The sequence below is a fragment of the Flavobacterium sp. genome, assembly GCF_031381455.1.
GTDB lineage: Bacteria > Bacteroidota > Bacteroidia > Flavobacteriales > Flavobacteriaceae > Flavobacterium.
This window is the reverse complement of sequence record NZ_JANMXZ010000046.1, coordinates 65,638-80,068: the sequence shown is the minus strand read 5'-3', so window position 1 is coordinate 80,068 and position 14,431 is coordinate 65,638. Positions and strand designations below refer to the sequence as shown.

Annotated in this window: 14 protein-coding genes, 1 tRNA gene and 1 pseudogene; 6 read left to right on the top strand and 10 right to left on the bottom strand. The window is 35.6% G+C overall.

Features of this window, described 5'->3' with window-relative positions; genetic code table 11:
- Positions 1-26: 26 nt before the first annotated feature.
- Positions 27-1,646, bottom strand: coding sequence for an adenine deaminase (ade, locus tag RMN97_RS11615; protein WP_309614689.1), 1,620 nt, complete (start codon positions 1,644-1,646; stop codon positions 27-29).
- Between the two features lie 151 nt (positions 1,647-1,797).
- Between ade and recJ the strand changes: the two genes are divergently transcribed.
- The gene (gene recJ, locus RMN97_RS11610; protein ID WP_309614688.1) at positions 1,798-3,492 is read left to right on the top strand and encodes a single-stranded-DNA-specific exonuclease RecJ; all 1,695 of its coding nucleotides are present in this window, start codon (positions 1,798-1,800) and stop codon (positions 3,490-3,492) included.
- Entirely contained in the window at positions 3,493-4,761 is a 1,269-nt protein-coding gene (locus RMN97_RS11605) for an MFS transporter (RefSeq protein WP_309614687.1), read from the top strand.
- Between the two features lie 13 nt (positions 4,762-4,774).
- Here RMN97_RS11605 and RMN97_RS11600 read toward each other — a convergent pair.
- The 5 genes and pseudogenes from RMN97_RS11600 to RMN97_RS11580 form a co-directional block, all read right to left on the bottom strand.
- Positions 4,775-4,957: pseudogene (locus tag RMN97_RS11600) on the bottom strand (UDP-2,3-diacylglucosamine diphosphatase); the annotation flags it as partial.
- 153 nt (positions 4,958-5,110) lie between these two features.
- On the bottom strand, positions 5,111-6,940 hold the full coding sequence (locus tag RMN97_RS11595; protein ID WP_309614686.1) for a cellulase family glycosylhydrolase: 1,830 nt from the start codon (positions 6,938-6,940) through the stop codon (positions 5,111-5,113).
- A 116-nt stretch (positions 6,941-7,056) separates the two neighbouring features.
- A complete protein-coding gene (locus tag RMN97_RS11590; RefSeq protein WP_309614685.1) occupies positions 7,057-7,809 on the bottom strand; it encodes a UDP-2,3-diacylglucosamine diphosphatase in 753 nt (250 codons plus the stop codon).
- Between the two features lie 47 nt (positions 7,810-7,856).
- The gene (locus RMN97_RS11585) at positions 7,857-8,306 is read right to left on the bottom strand and encodes a 6-carboxytetrahydropterin synthase (RefSeq protein WP_309614684.1); all 450 of its coding nucleotides are present in this window, start codon (positions 8,304-8,306) and stop codon (positions 7,857-7,859) included.
- A gap of 93 nt (positions 8,307-8,399) precedes the next feature.
- The gene (locus RMN97_RS11580; protein WP_309614683.1) at positions 8,400-9,164 is read right to left on the bottom strand and encodes an enoyl-CoA hydratase/isomerase family protein; all 765 of its coding nucleotides are present in this window, start codon (positions 9,162-9,164) and stop codon (positions 8,400-8,402) included.
- A 95-nt stretch (positions 9,165-9,259) separates the two neighbouring features.
- On the opposite strand from RMN97_RS11580, the gene RMN97_RS11575 reads away from it, so the two are divergent.
- Positions 9,260-9,333, top strand: a tRNA-Ala gene (locus tag RMN97_RS11575).
- A 34-nt stretch (positions 9,334-9,367) separates the two neighbouring features.
- On the opposite strand, the gene RMN97_RS11570 is transcribed toward RMN97_RS11575, so the two are convergent.
- A complete protein-coding gene (locus RMN97_RS11570; protein ID WP_309614682.1) occupies positions 9,368-9,940 on the bottom strand; it encodes a DUF3109 family protein in 573 nt (190 codons plus the stop codon).
- A 121-nt stretch (positions 9,941-10,061) separates the two neighbouring features.
- On the opposite strand from RMN97_RS11570, the gene RMN97_RS11565 reads away from it, so the two are divergent.
- The 3 genes from RMN97_RS11565 to RMN97_RS11555 all read left to right on the top strand — a co-directional run bounded on the left by RMN97_RS11565 (position 10,062) and on the right by RMN97_RS11555 (position 11,621).
- Positions 10,062-10,637 (top strand): MarC family protein, encoded by a 576-nt coding sequence (locus tag RMN97_RS11565; RefSeq protein WP_309614681.1) that lies wholly within the window; start codon positions 10,062-10,064, stop codon positions 10,635-10,637.
- A gap of 39 nt (positions 10,638-10,676) precedes the next feature.
- Entirely contained in the window at positions 10,677-10,874 is a 198-nt protein-coding gene (locus tag RMN97_RS11560; RefSeq protein ID WP_309614680.1) for a hypothetical protein, read from the top strand.
- A gap of 138 nt (positions 10,875-11,012) precedes the next feature.
- The gene (locus RMN97_RS11555) at positions 11,013-11,621 is read left to right on the top strand and encodes an FAD-dependent oxidoreductase (RefSeq protein ID WP_309614679.1); all 609 of its coding nucleotides are present in this window, start codon (positions 11,013-11,015) and stop codon (positions 11,619-11,621) included.
- A 1-nt stretch (position 11,622) separates the two neighbouring features.
- On the opposite strand, the gene RMN97_RS11550 is transcribed toward RMN97_RS11555, so the two are convergent.
- The 3 genes from RMN97_RS11550 to RMN97_RS11540 all read right to left on the bottom strand — a co-directional run bounded on the left by RMN97_RS11550 (position 11,623) and on the right by RMN97_RS11540 (position 14,391).
- Positions 11,623-13,191, bottom strand: coding sequence for a S41 family peptidase (locus RMN97_RS11550; protein ID WP_309614678.1), 1,569 nt, complete (start codon positions 13,189-13,191; stop codon positions 11,623-11,625).
- Complete coding sequence (locus tag RMN97_RS11545; protein ID WP_309614677.1) at positions 13,191-13,619, bottom strand: dCMP deaminase family protein; 429 nt, start codon at positions 13,617-13,619, stop codon at positions 13,191-13,193. Before RMN97_RS11545 ends, RMN97_RS11550 begins: the two co-directional genes overlap by 1 nt.
- 178 nt (positions 13,620-13,797) lie before the next feature.
- A complete protein-coding gene (locus RMN97_RS11540; RefSeq protein ID WP_309614676.1) occupies positions 13,798-14,391 on the bottom strand; it encodes a HupE/UreJ family protein in 594 nt (197 codons plus the stop codon).
- Positions 14,392-14,431: the final 40 nt, after the last annotated feature.

The following is a 14,431-nucleotide window of genomic DNA, read 5'->3' as shown; positions in this document are numbered from 1 at the left end:
CTATTTTCTATATTCTTTCATCTTTTTTAAACTTCCAAGTCAACAAACGAAAAACTATTCCCGCTAAACAAGCCTTTGTCCGATAATTTCAAATCGGGAATTACCAATAAAGCCATGAATGATAAAGTCATAAACGGAGCTTTCAAATTGCTTCCCAATTCTTTTGACATCGCATCAATTTCCTGATACAATTTCCCAGTTTCCCATCCATCTTTGTCGCTCATGATTCCGGCAACAGGAAGTGCTAGCGATTTAGTTTCAGCACCATTCACAGCACAAACGCCACCACTATTTTCAATCAGTATATTGACAGCTTTGCAGATTTCTACATCCGAAGTTCCAACAACAACAATATTATGACAATCGTGCGCCACCGAACTGGCGATTGCGCCTTTTTTCAAACCAAAGTTTTTGATAAAAGCAATCGCTGGAGGAGCATTTTCGTAACGGTTGACAACTGCCATTTTCAGGATGTCATTTTTTGTATCAGAAACGATTTTTCCGTTTTCAATTTTTGGTTTTTGATGAATTTCATTCGTGATTAGTTGGCCTTCTAAAGCTTCAATAACCCTAATTTTTGAAGCCGAACTTGCTACTTCAAACTCGCCTATGGTTTTAGCAGAAGTGTTGAAATTATTAGGTTTTTCAAAGTCGACGTGTTTTACAAATGATTGTCCGTTTTCGGCAACGAGTTCACCATCGATATAGGTTTGCAACACTTTGAAATTGGTTAAATCTTCCACCACAATAAAATCAGCGGCATCATTTTTTTGCAATAAGCCAATGTTCATTTTGTAATGTTTCACCGGATTGATGCACGCCATTTGCAATATTTTGAACAAGTCAAAACCTTTGGCAACTGCTCTTGCACAAAGCAAATTAATGTGTCCAACAATCAAATCATCCGGATGTTTATCATCGGAACAAAACATCATATTTTCGAAATTATCCGGTAATAAATCGATTAAAGCTTCAAAGTTTTTTGCCGCACTTCCTTCACGAATAAGCACTTTCATTCCAAGCGATAATTTTTCAGCCGCTTCGTCATAAGTAAAACATTCATGATCGGTTGAAATTCCGGCAGCAATATATTTTTCGATAGGCGCTCCTCGCAATCCTGGCGCATGACCATCAACAGGTTTATTGAAATGTTTTGCCCAGGCAATTTTTTTTAAAACTTCTTCATCATCAAACAAAACGCCTGGATAATTCATCATTTCAGATAAATAATAAATATCGGGTGAAGCCATTAATTCCTTGATTTGTTCCGAATCAATTACGGCACCTGCCGTTTCAAAAAATGTTGCAGGAACGCAGGAAGGCGCGCCAAAGTGAAACTTCAAAGGTACTTTTTTACCGTTTTCAATCATATAATGAACACCGTCTTTTCCCAATACATTCGCAATTTCATGCGGGTCAGATATGGTCCCAACCGTTCCATGTAAAACCGCGATCTTCGCAAATTCAGAAGGCACCAACATCGAACTTTCAATATGAATGTGTGCATCAATAAAACCAGGAAGGATAAAGTCTTTATTGTTATGTTCTTTTTCAATTTTGGAACTGATTTTACCGTTTTCAACAGTAATTTCCCCCGAATATATTTTGCGATTTGGAATGTCTACAATCTGACCTTGAATTTGCATTTTGAATTTCTTTTATAGTTCAAAAGTAGCAAATATTATTTTGGTTTTTTATTTATAAATTATACACAAAAACTATATCATTTGTTATAGTCTTTCACGTATTTTTGTTTAAAATCATTCGTAATTCTTAATTTTCAATTCGCAATTAATTATGCGCTGGACACTCAAACCTAAACCCGATTCCCAGAAAGTAAAAGCTTTGGCAACCCAATTAAAAGTGGATGAGCTAATTGCTGCACTTTTGGTGCAACGTGGCATTGAAACGTTTGAACAGGCAAGACAATTTTTCCGACCAAGTTTGGACGATTTGCACAATCCGTATCTTATGAAAGATATGGATAAAGCGGTTTCCCGAATTGAAACAGCGATTGCAAACGGAGAAAATATTTTGGTTTTTGGCGATTATGATGTCGATGGAACAACGGCGGTTTCGCTAGTTTCGTCGTATTTGAAAAGTTATTATCCAAATGTCGCGACGTATATTCCGGATCGTTATGATGAAGGTTACGGAATTTCGTATAAAGGAATTGACTATGCCGATGACAACAGTATTACATTGATTATTGCTTTGGATTGTGGCATAAAATCCATTGACCATATCGCTTATGCGAATGAAAGAAACATTGATTTCATCATTTGCGATCACCATCGACCAGGTGATATTTTGCCAAATGCGATTGCGCTTCTCGATCCAAAACGTGACGATTGTTCGTATCCGTATGATGAATTGTGCGGTTGTGGCGTTGGCTTCAAATTGATTCAGGCTTTGGGCGAAAACAGGAATCAAACGATTGACGATTTATTGATTTATCTCGATTTGGTTGCAACCGCAATTGCTGCCGATATTGTTCCGATGACAGGCGAGAATCGAATTTTGGCCAAGTTTGGATTGGACGTTATTAATGCAAATCCGCGTCCCGGAATTAAAGCATTAATCAAAAATGTAAAGAAAAAGGTTTTGACAATTACGGATGTTGTTTTCATTATCGCGCCAAGAATAAATGCTGCCGGAAGAATAAAACATGGGAATGCTGCAGTTTCTTTATTGACTGAATATGATTTAGAACAAGCCGAACAATTTGCTTCTGAAATCGAGCAGCATAACTCTGACCGAAAAGATTTAGACAAACAAATCACGATTGAAGCCTTAGACCAGATAGAAATAAATGAGGGAACCGACAAATTTACAACGGTAGTTTATAATGAAAATTGGCACAAAGGCGTCATCGGAATTGTAGCCTCACGCTTGATAGAAACCTATTATCGCCCAACGATTGTGTTTACAAAAAGTGGTGACAAACTAGCAGCTTCGGCGCGTTCGGTGAAAGATTTTGACATTTATAATGCTTTAGAAGCGAGTTCAGAACATCTCGAACAATTTGGCGGACACATGTATGCAGCCGGGATGACATTAAAAGAAGAAAATTATCAGAATTTTAAAAATGCTTTTGAAAAAGTAGTTTCAGAAACTATTCATCCCGATTTGTTAACTCCGGAAATTGCTATTGATGCTGAAATTAATCTAACGGATATTGATGATAGATTGGTGCGATTGCTAAACCAGTTTGAACCTTTTGGTCCGCAAAATATGACACCTACTTTTATGACCAAAAATCTAAAAGACTCAGGTTATGCCAAAACATTAGGACAAAATGGAGAACATTTAAAACTTTTTGTTAAACAATTTAATTCTAACGGTTTTGGAGCAATAGGTTTTGGTTTAGGCGATAAATTAGAAATAACAAAAAACCATCAACCAATTGCAATTTGTTATTGCATTGATGAAAATGAATTTAATGGAACTGTATCTTTGCAATTGAGATTTAAAGATATTAAGCCTGATTAAATGACGAAAAACGATCCTTACGAAGCACTTCGGTATAAAGAATTTAATTTCTTTTTGTTATTGCGATTTGCCATGGTTTTTGCCTGGTCGATGCAATTTGTGATTATAGAATGGGAAGTTTATCGGTTGACCAAAGACCCGTTATCACTTGGAATTATTGGTTTAATGGAAATTATTCCAGCGATTGGAATGGCGCTTTTTGCGGGGCATATCGTTGATCAAAGTGAGAAAAAAAGATTACTTTTAAAATGCATAGTTGGTTTTTCAGTCGTTAGTTTCGGACTTTTTTTAATTACGGTTCCGAGTATTAATAAGAATTTAGAACTCCAAAGTGTTCTTTATATTATATACGCTTTAGTCTTTGCGGGCGGCTTGGTTCGTGCGTTTATTTCACCAACTATCTTTTCATTATTATCCTTAGTTGTACCTAAAAAAGCGTATGCAAATGCTTCTACCTGGAGCAGTTCCGTATGGCAAATGGCCGCTATGGTTGGCCCTGGCGTAGCTGGTTTTTCTATTAGTTTTATTGGAGTGCATTGGTCGATGTGCTTGGTATTTGCCTTTTCCGTTTTTTCCTTACTTTTTTTAACTAAAATCGAGCGCAAAGCAATTCTGAATCCAAAAATTGGCGAACCAATTATGCAAAGTTTAAAAGAAGGAGTAAAGTACGTCTTTCAAAACAAGACTATTTTAGGAGCAATTTCTCTTGATATGATTGCGGTGTTGTTTGGTGGAGCAATGGCGTTGCTGCCGATTTTTGCACAAGATATTCTCAAAGTTGGTTCTGAAGGATTTGGACTTTTGCGTGCTGCACCCGCTGTAGGTTCTTTTATTACGATGGTATTGTCGGCATATATTCCGTTGAATAAAAAAGCAGGAATGAAATTACTGTCGGCTGTTTTTCTTTTCGGAATTTGTATAATCGTTTTTGGATTGTCAAAATTGTTCTGGGTTTCGGTGATAGCGATGTTCTTTAGTGGTATTTTTGATGGCGTTTCAGTTGTTATTCGAAACACGATTCTGCAATTGCATACACCAGATAATATGCGTGGACGTGTGGCTTCTGTAAATTCTATTTTTGTGGGTTCGTCAAATGAATTGGGTGCTTTTGAAAGTGGACTTACTGCCAAACTCATGGGAACCGTTACCGCAGTAGTTTTTGGTGGGACAATGACATTGATTACCGTTGCTTTTACCGGATTTATTTCGCCTTCGTTTAGAAATCTGGATTTAGCAAAAGATGTGGAAGCTTTGAAAAATGGAGATTAGGCTTCTAAATAGTCTAATACTCCTTCAAATCAAAGGTCGAACCATCAAAAACACCATAAGTAAAGTAACCAATCCAATCGCCAAGGTTAATGTATTCTGAGTTTTCTCCAACCTTCAAAACCATCGGTAAATGACGGTGTCCAAAAATAAGGTAGTTGTAATGTTTGGTTGCGAGTTTGCGTTTGGAATGGGAGATAAATTAGAATTGGTTAAAAACTAAAAATCGTTTGACGCTGTTTATTGCATTAAATGAAAACGAATTCAATGGCAATGTCTCTGTGCAGTTGCGGTTGAAGGATTTGATAGGGGATTAGAATATTCAAAAAAGGGCATATTTATTTTGAAAAGATTAAAATTTATTTTTAATAAACTTTCCACGAGAAATTATTTTACCATTTCCATCTTCTAAAGAGTAAGTATAAAACCCATCAGAAAAATTTGAAACATCTATTATGACAATTTCTTCCCTTGTAATACTTTTTTGTTTTAATAATTTACCTTGGATGTCATAAATTTCAAGGATTCCAGAATCAAATTCAAGATTTTTCAAAGTAAAATTAAGTTCATTTTTTACTGGATTAGGATAACAAACAGAAGTGTGAATATCATTATTTATAAATTGATCTTGACCTAAATTTTGTTGAAAATAAGAACGAAGGAGCAACTCTCTATCGGTCATCGTTGTAGGTAGAATAGGGTCATAATATCCTGTTGAATGTTCTACACTCCATCCATTCCATTCTCGAAAAGCATGGAAAGTCCAATCCCAATTATATTCTTCAAAAAGTTCTATGCAATCACGTAAATAATTAAAAGTACTATTATTAGGTGTCCATCGAATTGCGCTAAACTCTCCTATATAAATGGGCACACGGTATTTTTCTTGATAGTCTTTCAGTGGCTGAAGTAGTTGCCTTAAGACTTCTTTGTCATAATATGCGCCATCAATTATCCCAGGATAAGAGTACGAATTGATATATCCAGGCAATGTTTGATGTGTAAATTGATGAGGGACATACATATGTACACTATAAATAATATTAGGGATTGAAAAATCGATAGGCTTAATATCATCCAACGAGATCCCATAATTTAAACTTTCGATAATTATTGATTTATCAGCATCAATACTTCTGATTGCATTCACCATTGATTCAGCTAAAGAAGGCCATAATAAGATAGTATTATCTAATGGCCAAGAATAATCATAAGGGTATTCATAACTTCCAACCGGTTCATTTGCAAGATCGTAAGCCCAAACAGCATTTACATTTTTATACCTATCAGCAATCAAAGACCATGTTTGAATAAGTCTTGTTTGAGCCGCCAGACTTGAAAATAACCCTTGTGATAATCCAGCCAACCCAACAACCATATGCAGCCCGTTGGTTTCACACCAATTCACTAATGTATCCATTCTTGTTAACTCTGATTGCAAAATAGCATCAAAATCAGGTCTTAACAAACCATTACCAAATTGATCTCCTCCAATTTGACAACGTATAGTATTAGCGCTCCAATTATAACTTAATTCGTCAAGGTCACTATTTAAAATGCTGTTACTTCTAACATTCATCCCTCTATACATTCCTACATGGGTTTTATTTATCACTATGCTTGGATCGCGAGCAGGAGGCATAGGTTCAGCAACTACTTGAACATGAATATTGTCTATCCATAATTTACCACTTGCGTTAAAAATCCCAATTTCTAACCTAATGGCTATGACATCAGAATCTATCTTCAGTATTTTTCCAACTTGCTTCCAATCAAATGTGCTTGTAACAACTGGAATTCTAAAATACCTCGTATTGTTAGCGCTCGTTGTTGCTACAAGTTGTACAACCATGCCATTATTCACTCCTCCAGTTAAATTTTCACCTTTTATACTAGCGGAGATAGCAATGGTATTTTCTAACAAATTATCTAAAGAGATAGGAGTCGATACTAAACGAGAGGCAGTTTCTGTATTGTTGAATAACAATCCATTACCAGAAAATCCAGTTGTAAATGTGTAATTTGATGATGGCAACCAAATCGTCGCACTATTTCCGGAATTTTCAAAATCATCATGAAAAACAACACGGTTTATTTGACTATGGCAAATAAGGCAAGAAAAAAAACTTAACAAAAGAAAAGACAAAATGGCTGAATTACTAATAAATTTTTTATTCATCATTTTTTGGTAAAATATTTTTTTTAATTGAACCTAATTTGTTAAGATTGAAAAATCTTTAAAATTTTCATTATCAAATATAAAAAAGTTAAGACATTTTTGATTGTTAAATTTTTCAATTAATACTCCTTCAACTCAAATTTCTCGCCATCAAAAACGCCATACGTAAAGTAACCAATCCAATCACCAAGATTGACATATTGTGAATTTTCGCCAACAGTAAGCACCATCGGTAAATGACGGTGACCAAAAATAAGGTAGTTATAATGTTTGGTTTCGAGTTTGCGTTTGGAATATTGTACCAGCCATTCTTTTTCTTCACCAAGGAATTTCACATCGGCATCGCCTGAAATCAGTTTGTTTTTTACAGAAAGGTATTGCGCTAATTTTACTCCAATATCAGGATGCAACCAACGATACAGCCATTTTGAAAACGGACTGGTAAACACTTTTTTCATGCGCTTGTATCCTTTGTCTCCTGGTCCTTTTCCGTCGCCATGACCAATCAAAAAGGTTTTTCCATTGAATTCATATTCCTGATTATCATGATAAACCGGAATGTTCAACTCTTTTTGAAAATAATCGTTCATCCATAAATCGTGATTGCCCACAAAGAAATAAATCGGAATCCCGCTGTCTCGAATTTCGGCTAATTTGCCCAGAACTCTTACGAAACCTTTAGGAACAACCGTTTTATATTCAAACCAAAAATCAAATAAATCACCTAAAAGAAAAATGCATTCAGCATCTTTTTTTACTTCGTCAAGCCAAGCGACAAATTTTTGCTCACGCGGAAAACTAGCTTCAGGCGTTGGAGCGCCAAAGTGTTGGTCGGAAGCAAAATATATTTTTTTGTTGGGAGAAATAGTCATTTAAAGTTAGTTTTATAAAGGCACTTCGACAGGCTCAGTGTGACAGTTTAGTTATCTGAGGCATACCATTCGGCAAAAGATGTATCTGTTTCCTGTAATTTCAGCGAATGTAATTTGATGTCATCCGGTAAACGACTTTTTATTTTTTGAGCAAAATCGGTTACCATATTTTCACTCGTAGGTTGGTAATCCACCAAAATCACATGATGTCCACGATTTTTTAATTCGGCAGCCAATTCAACATGTGGGGTATTTTTATTAAAAACAGTCGCATGGTCAAAAGCATCAACAACTTCTTCTTTGACAATTTTTTTCAAATCAGAAAAGTCAATCACCATTCCGAATTTCACATTGGTGTTGTCTGAAATAGGCTTCCCTATAACCGTCACCGAAAGTTTATAACTGTGTCCGTGTACATTTTTGCATTTGCCATCATAGCCATACAGTGCGTGTCCGGTTTCGAAAGAAAATTGTTTTGTGATTCTGATGTTACTCATGCTTTTGAATTTATTTAACTTCGTTCAGTTCTTCGTCTTGACGGCTCGGGTCATCCGTTTGACAATTCTTGGTCTCGGGTGTTGCAAAGGTAATTACTTTTTAAATTTGCTCAAGGCTTCTTTGGTAAAATCAGAAAGCACTAATTTTCCCGACATTGCAGCCCTTTCATGTAATAGTTCGTCCCAATTTTCAGTGCCTTGCCAAAACACTTTTTTCATTTCGGCTAAAGCCTCCGGATTGTAGGATGCCAATTTTTTAGCAAGTTTTATTGTGGCTTCAGTTACTTCGTTTTGGCTGTCAAAAATATCTGCATACAATCCTTTTTCCTTTGCCCAATCAGCCGATTGCCAAATGTTGGGTTGTAACGTCATTTCAGACATAGCGATTTTCCCGATTTTTCTGGAAACTGCAGGTTCAATAACGAACGGTCCAATGCCAATAGCGATTTCAGATAATTTAATAGCCGCATCCTGATAAGCAAAAGCAAAATCACAGGCTGCAATAAGACCAACGCCGCCACCAACAGCTTTTCCCTGAACTTTACCAACGATGATTTTTGAACACTTTCGCATGGCGTTAATAACATTAGCAAAACCCGAAAAGAATATTTTTCCAGTTTCAAAATCGGTTATAGAAAGTAGTTCGTCAAAAGAAGCGCCAGCACAAAACGTAGTGCCTTCACTTTGTAAAATAACCACATTCACTTCAGAATTGGTAGAAATTTTATTTAATTCATCCGTAAGTTTTTGCAATAATTCACTAGGAAACGAGTTGCTTGCCGGATGACTAAAAATAATCGTAGCTATAGTATCTTCGATTTGAATTTCAATAAATCCGTTTGAATTTTCGGCAGACATAAATTATGATTTGATGTAAATTTATAACAAATCTGAAAAAGATAGGTTTTGAATTGCTATTTGTTTCTATAAAATATATATTTGTCCAACATTTTGGGGGATTAGCTCATTTGGCTAGAGCGCTTGCCTGGCAGGCAAGAGGTGGTCGGTTCGAATCCGATATTCTCCACAAAAAAGCCGAAGTTTAATTACTTCGGCTTTTTTTATTTCTCTTTTTTCAAATCTTCCGCTACTTTCTCTAATTCAGCGTACCAATCTTCACCAAATTTTCGAATCAACGCTTCCTTTACAAATTTATATACCGGAACTTCAAGTTCTTTTCCCAATAAGCAAGCCGGATTGCAAATATCCCAACGGTCATAATTGACGGCGGCAAATTCGGTAAAATCTTTCACACGAATCGGATACAAATGGCAGGAAACCGGTTTTTTCCAATCAATAATTCCTTGATTATACGCTTGCTCGATACCACATAGTGCTGTTTTTCCATCAAAAATTACATAAGCACAATCTTTATTATCAATTAGTGGTGTTTCCAAATCCTGGTCAGTGCCTACAACCCAAGTGCCTAATCGTTCGATTGCTTCGATGCCTTCCTTGCGCAAAAAGGGTTTAACTTTTGGATAGATTTCCTCAAGAATTTTGGTTTCCTCTTTAGTCAAAGGCGCACCGGCATCGCCATCTACACAGCAAGCACCATGACAAGCCGAAAGATTACAAACAAAATCTTTTTCGAGGATGTCTTCAGAAACTATGGTTTTGCCTAATTGAAACATGAATTGATTTAGGATTTAGGATTAGCGATTTAGGATTTAATTCCGCTGCAAAAGTAATTAATTTGATATTGGGATTTGGGATTTCCATTTTGGAATTTAGTACTTTTGAAAAAAGAAATTTATGAACATTGATTTTAGAGAAATAGCCACAGCCACAATGGTGCTTTTTGCCGTGATTGATATCGTGGGAAGTATTCCTGTGATTATTGGTTTGCGGACAAAATTTGGACATATTCAATCGGGAAAAGCGTCATTGGTTTCGGCCGGAATTATGATTGCGTTTCTTTTTGTGGGCGAAGAAATCCTCAAATTAATTGGTATTGACGCGAATTCTTTTGCTGTTGCCGGTTCATTTGTGCTGTTCTTTCTAGCTTTAGAAATGATTTTAGGAATTCGATTATATAAGGATGATAAAGCAACTTCAGCTTCCATAGTTCCGATTGCATTTCCCTTAGTTGCTGGTGCCGGAACAATGACAACCTTACTTTCGTTACGCGCAGAATTTCAATCTGTTAATATAATCGTCGCCATACTTTTGAATATTATTTTGGTGTATTTGGTTTTAAAATCTTCTGCCAAAATCGAAAAAATGCTTGGCGAAAATGGATTAAGTATCATTCGAAAAGTTTTTGGCATCGTGCTTTTAGCGATTGCTGTTAAATTATTTGCTGCTAATGTTAAAGGACTATTTGTGTAAAGACAAATTTTAGTATTTTTGTTGACTAATATTTACTCAATGAAAATTTTTACCAATATTCTTCTCTTTATTGCTATTGCTTTGATAATAGTAAATGTTTTTCTACTAGATTTTAAAAAACCAATGGAAGGGAACAGCATGATTGCTTTGATTGGCATTGTGGCTTCTTTTTGTGCTGTTTTTATTCTTTTGATATTTAGAATGTCAAAAAAAATCGAAGAAAAACTTAAAAACTAAGTTTTCTAAAATTCCAAATAACAGAAGTCAAATTTCAAATAATTTCAATTTTTAAAAAACAAAGAATTGGAGTTTTATTATTTGATTTTTGAAGCTTAATTGTAATTTGTTTTTTTATAATTTATAATTTCTAAAACCATGTTTGACGTTTTAATAATTGGAGGCGGCGTTTCCGGAATGTCATGCGCTCTGGTGTTGGGATCGGCTCATAAAAAACCATTTGTGCAGGATAAAAAAATTGGAATTATTTCACACCAAAAAACATCATCGCTTCTGGAAGCAATATTTTACAATGCTTATGGCGTTCCTTCGGGGAAATTGGGCACAGAATTACTGACCGAAAGCACCGAACATTTACAACAATTATATCCGCATGTAACTCAAATAGAAGGTGAGAAAGTGTTGAAAGTTGCAGGCGAATTTCGAAATTTCACGGTTACAACCAATAAGAATTCGTATCAAACAAAAAGCATTGTTGTTGCCATTGGCTATTCTAACACTTTTAACATTGAAGGGTTGATGCACTTTGTGGAGCCACACAAAAAAGCAGTAGCTGAAAAACAACGCATCCAACTGAAAAATGAGGATCATAAAGTATCGGAAGGTATTTATGTAGTGGGAACACTTGCCGGTTGGCGCAGTCAGTTAGCAATTGCCGCTGGAAGTGGCGCAGCGGTTGCGACTGATATTTTGACTTTATGGAATAATGGTATTTCTTCGCAAAGCCACGATTCGATAAAAAAATAGTTTATTTTAAAACCGCATTCAACATTGTATCGTCTTTGAGAATGATATTGTAGTATTGACTTTCGCCAAATAACTGACGGGCTAATTCAGCAGAGATATATTTTTTAACCAGCGTTTTATTGCTGTCCAATTTCATTTCCAAACCAGCGTCTTTTAGATAGCTTTCCAATCTTGTAACATAGCTGTCATCATTTTTCATTTTAGTTAAAAATTGTTCGAACTTCAATCCTTTGAATGTGTTTCGGTTTTTGTCTAATTGCTCAAAAACAAAATGTCCCACAACCCCGGAATTTAAAATATAAGTCAAATTTTCTTCCCCTTTTTTTACTTCAAGAGGCACAAAAACATCCGGAACTATGCCTCCGCCACCATAAACTGTTCGGCCTTTTTTGGTTTTAAATTTCAGAGAATCGGCAATCTTCATTTTGTCTTTTTCATAAAGTTCACCGCTTGCAAAACGAGTTTCAGCATCGTGACTGTATTTTTCGCCTTTGCCTTTTAAATAAGGTTTTTGAATAGAACGTCCACTTGGAGTGTAATATCTTGAAATTGTCAAACGAACAGCCGAACCATCTTCAAAACCCATTTCTCGTTGCACCAATCCTTTACCAAAAGAACGGCGACCGACGATGATTCCTCTATCATTATCCTGAATTGCACCAGCCAGAATTTCACTCGCCGAAGCAGAGTTTTCATCAATTAAAACAAATACTTTTCCGTTTTCAAAAATACCTTTTTCAGTAGCATAAGTCTTATCGACTGTTCCTTTTCTGTTTTTGGTAAAAACGACAAGCTCTTTATCTTTTAACAGCTCGTCAGCAATTTCAACCGCTTTTTCCAAATAGCCACCGCCATTGTCACGCAAGTCGATGACTAAAGTGGTCATTCCTTGTTTTTTCAATTGTTCTAATCCAACTTTAAATTCGTCATAAGTATTCTCCGCAAAACGATTTATTTTGATGTAGCCAAAAGTTTTATTTAGCATCAGATACGTATCGACACTTTTTATCGGAACGACTTCGCGTTCAACAGTAAGTTTAAGTTTTTTGTTGGTGCTTTTTCTGAAAATAGTCAGTAAAACTTCTGAACCTTCTTCACCTTTTAGTTTGTTGAATAAGCTATCGGTTGGTAATTTCCTTCCAAAAAGTTTGGATTTGTCCGCGTATAAAATTCGGTCACCTGAAAGGATTCCCGCTTTTGCAGCTGGACCATTTTCCAAAGGTTTTACTACAGTAACTGTATCGTTATACATATAAAAATTAACACCAATACCAACGAAATCACCTTTCATGATTTCGGCTTCAGAAGATTGTTCGCTTGGTGGAAGATAAACCGAATGCGGGTCAAGATTTGCCAAAATACTGTTTACAGTCATATCGACAATGGAATCAGAATTGACATCATCAACATATTCATCATTGATAAAATCAATTAGGCGTTCAATTTTTACTTTTCGGGCATTTTGTTTTGATAGCGTTCGTTGCGGAAAATTAAGCATACCACCAATGACAATGCCGAAGGCAACGCAAGAGAATAGTAGTATTGGCAGATATTTTTCCTTTGATTTCATTAACCTAAATCTTCAATTTGATTTACAACAACGCCTGCTTTTTCTAAAAATTCTAAACCGGTTGTGTCGCGATACCCATGTTGAAAAACAACTCTTTTTATTCCCGATTGATGAATAAGTTTACTGCATTCTTTGCAAGGTGAAAGTGTAATGTATAAGGTAGCATTTTCGCAAGTTTGTGTTGAACGCGCCACTTTTGAAATCGCATTGGCTTCGGCGTGAAGTACAAACCATTGTGTTAATCCTTCTTCGTCTTCGCAGCAATTTTCAAAACCAGATGGCGTTCCGTTGTAACCATCTGAAATAATCATTCGGTCACGCACAATGATGGCGCCAACTTGCTTGCGTTTGCAATAGGAAAGTTTGCTCCATTCGGCAGCAATTCTTAAGTAAGCAATATCGTATTTGAGTTGTTTTTGTTCTTTCATTTATTCTGAACTTGTTTCAGTATCAATCTTTAAGATTGGACAGCAAATATATCGAAAATTGCAATCCGTACTTTTATTTGGTTAGTATTTAGCATTGATTTATGAATCTATGGAAATAAACTGATTTGCCGAATGTCCACTGGACATTTTCCTCTTAATATCAAATGCTTCAAAACAATTATTTAACCCAAATTTCACTTCTTATAATCATCGGAATTACTACACCGGCTACAAAGGCGGAAATGATTAAAATCCAGTCGCGTTTTGAGAGTTTGAGTAAGGTTTGAACAACGTAAGCCAGTAATAAAGCTAAAATTACCACAATGATTTGTGAGACGACAAAGCCAAGTGACGATTCAAAAAGAGGCAATAACTTATCGGTTGGTTTTACGGAAAGAAGGCCATTAAAATAATTAGCAAACCCTAATCCGTGAATGATTCCGAATAATGATGTGACTATTGCAATAAAGGTAATATTGTCTTTTTTGCTGGATTTTCCCAAAGAAAGAATGTTATATAAAGCACTAATAAGAATTAGTATTGGGATTATAAAAGCTACAATAGTGACTTTAATTGTTATTACATTAAATACCGAAAGCATTAGTGCCAATGTGTGTCCTGCGGTAAATAAGGAAACAAGAATCAGAATTCTTTTCCATGATTTGAATTCGTAAGGAACAGTAACTGCTAAAAGAAATAAAACATCATTGTAGACAAGAATATTCCACATGTGTTTTAATCCAATGGTGAAGTAAATCCAGAAATCTGACATAGCATTTAGGTTGTTTGGTATGGTAAACTTACAATTTATT

Coding starts and splice junctions, on each gene's coding strand:
- RMN97_RS11590 (WP_309614685.1), bottom strand. CDS start 7,809: ATGACTATTTCTCCCAACAAAAAAATATATTTTGCTTCCGACCAACAC.
- RMN97_RS11550 (WP_309614678.1), bottom strand. CDS start 13,191: ATGAAATCAAAGGAAAAATATCTGCCAATACTACTATTCTCTTGCGTT.
- RMN97_RS11605 (WP_309614687.1), top strand. CDS start 3,493: ATGACGAAAAACGATCCTTACGAAGCACTTCGGTATAAAGAATTTAAT.
- RMN97_RS11570 (WP_309614682.1), bottom strand. CDS start 9,940: ATGTTTCAATTAGGCAAAACCATAGTTTCTGAAGACATCCTCGAAAAA.
- RMN97_RS11545 (WP_309614677.1), bottom strand. CDS start 13,619: ATGAAAGAACAAAAACAACTCAAATACGATATTGCTTACTTAAGAATT.
- RMN97_RS11585 (WP_309614684.1), bottom strand. CDS start 8,306: ATGAGTAACATCAGAATCACAAAACAATTTTCTTTCGAAACCGGACAC.
- RMN97_RS11540 (WP_309614676.1), bottom strand. CDS start 14,391: ATGTCAGATTTCTGGATTTACTTCACCATTGGATTAAAACACATGTGG.
- recJ (WP_309614688.1), top strand. CDS start 1,798: ATGCGCTGGACACTCAAACCTAAACCCGATTCCCAGAAAGTAAAAGCT.
- ade (WP_309614689.1), bottom strand. CDS start 1,646: ATGCAAATTCAAGGTCAGATTGTAGACATTCCAAATCGCAAAATATAT.
- RMN97_RS11595 (WP_309614686.1), bottom strand. CDS start 6,940: ATGATGAATAAAAAATTTATTAGTAATTCAGCCATTTTGTCTTTTCTT.
- RMN97_RS11555 (WP_309614679.1), top strand. CDS start 11,013: ATGTTTGACGTTTTAATAATTGGAGGCGGCGTTTCCGGAATGTCATGC.
- RMN97_RS11560 (WP_309614680.1), top strand. CDS start 10,677: ATGAAAATTTTTACCAATATTCTTCTCTTTATTGCTATTGCTTTGATA.
- RMN97_RS11580 (WP_309614683.1), bottom strand. CDS start 9,164: ATGTCTGCCGAAAATTCAAACGGATTTATTGAAATTCAAATCGAAGAT.
- RMN97_RS11565 (WP_309614681.1), top strand. CDS start 10,062: ATGAACATTGATTTTAGAGAAATAGCCACAGCCACAATGGTGCTTTTT.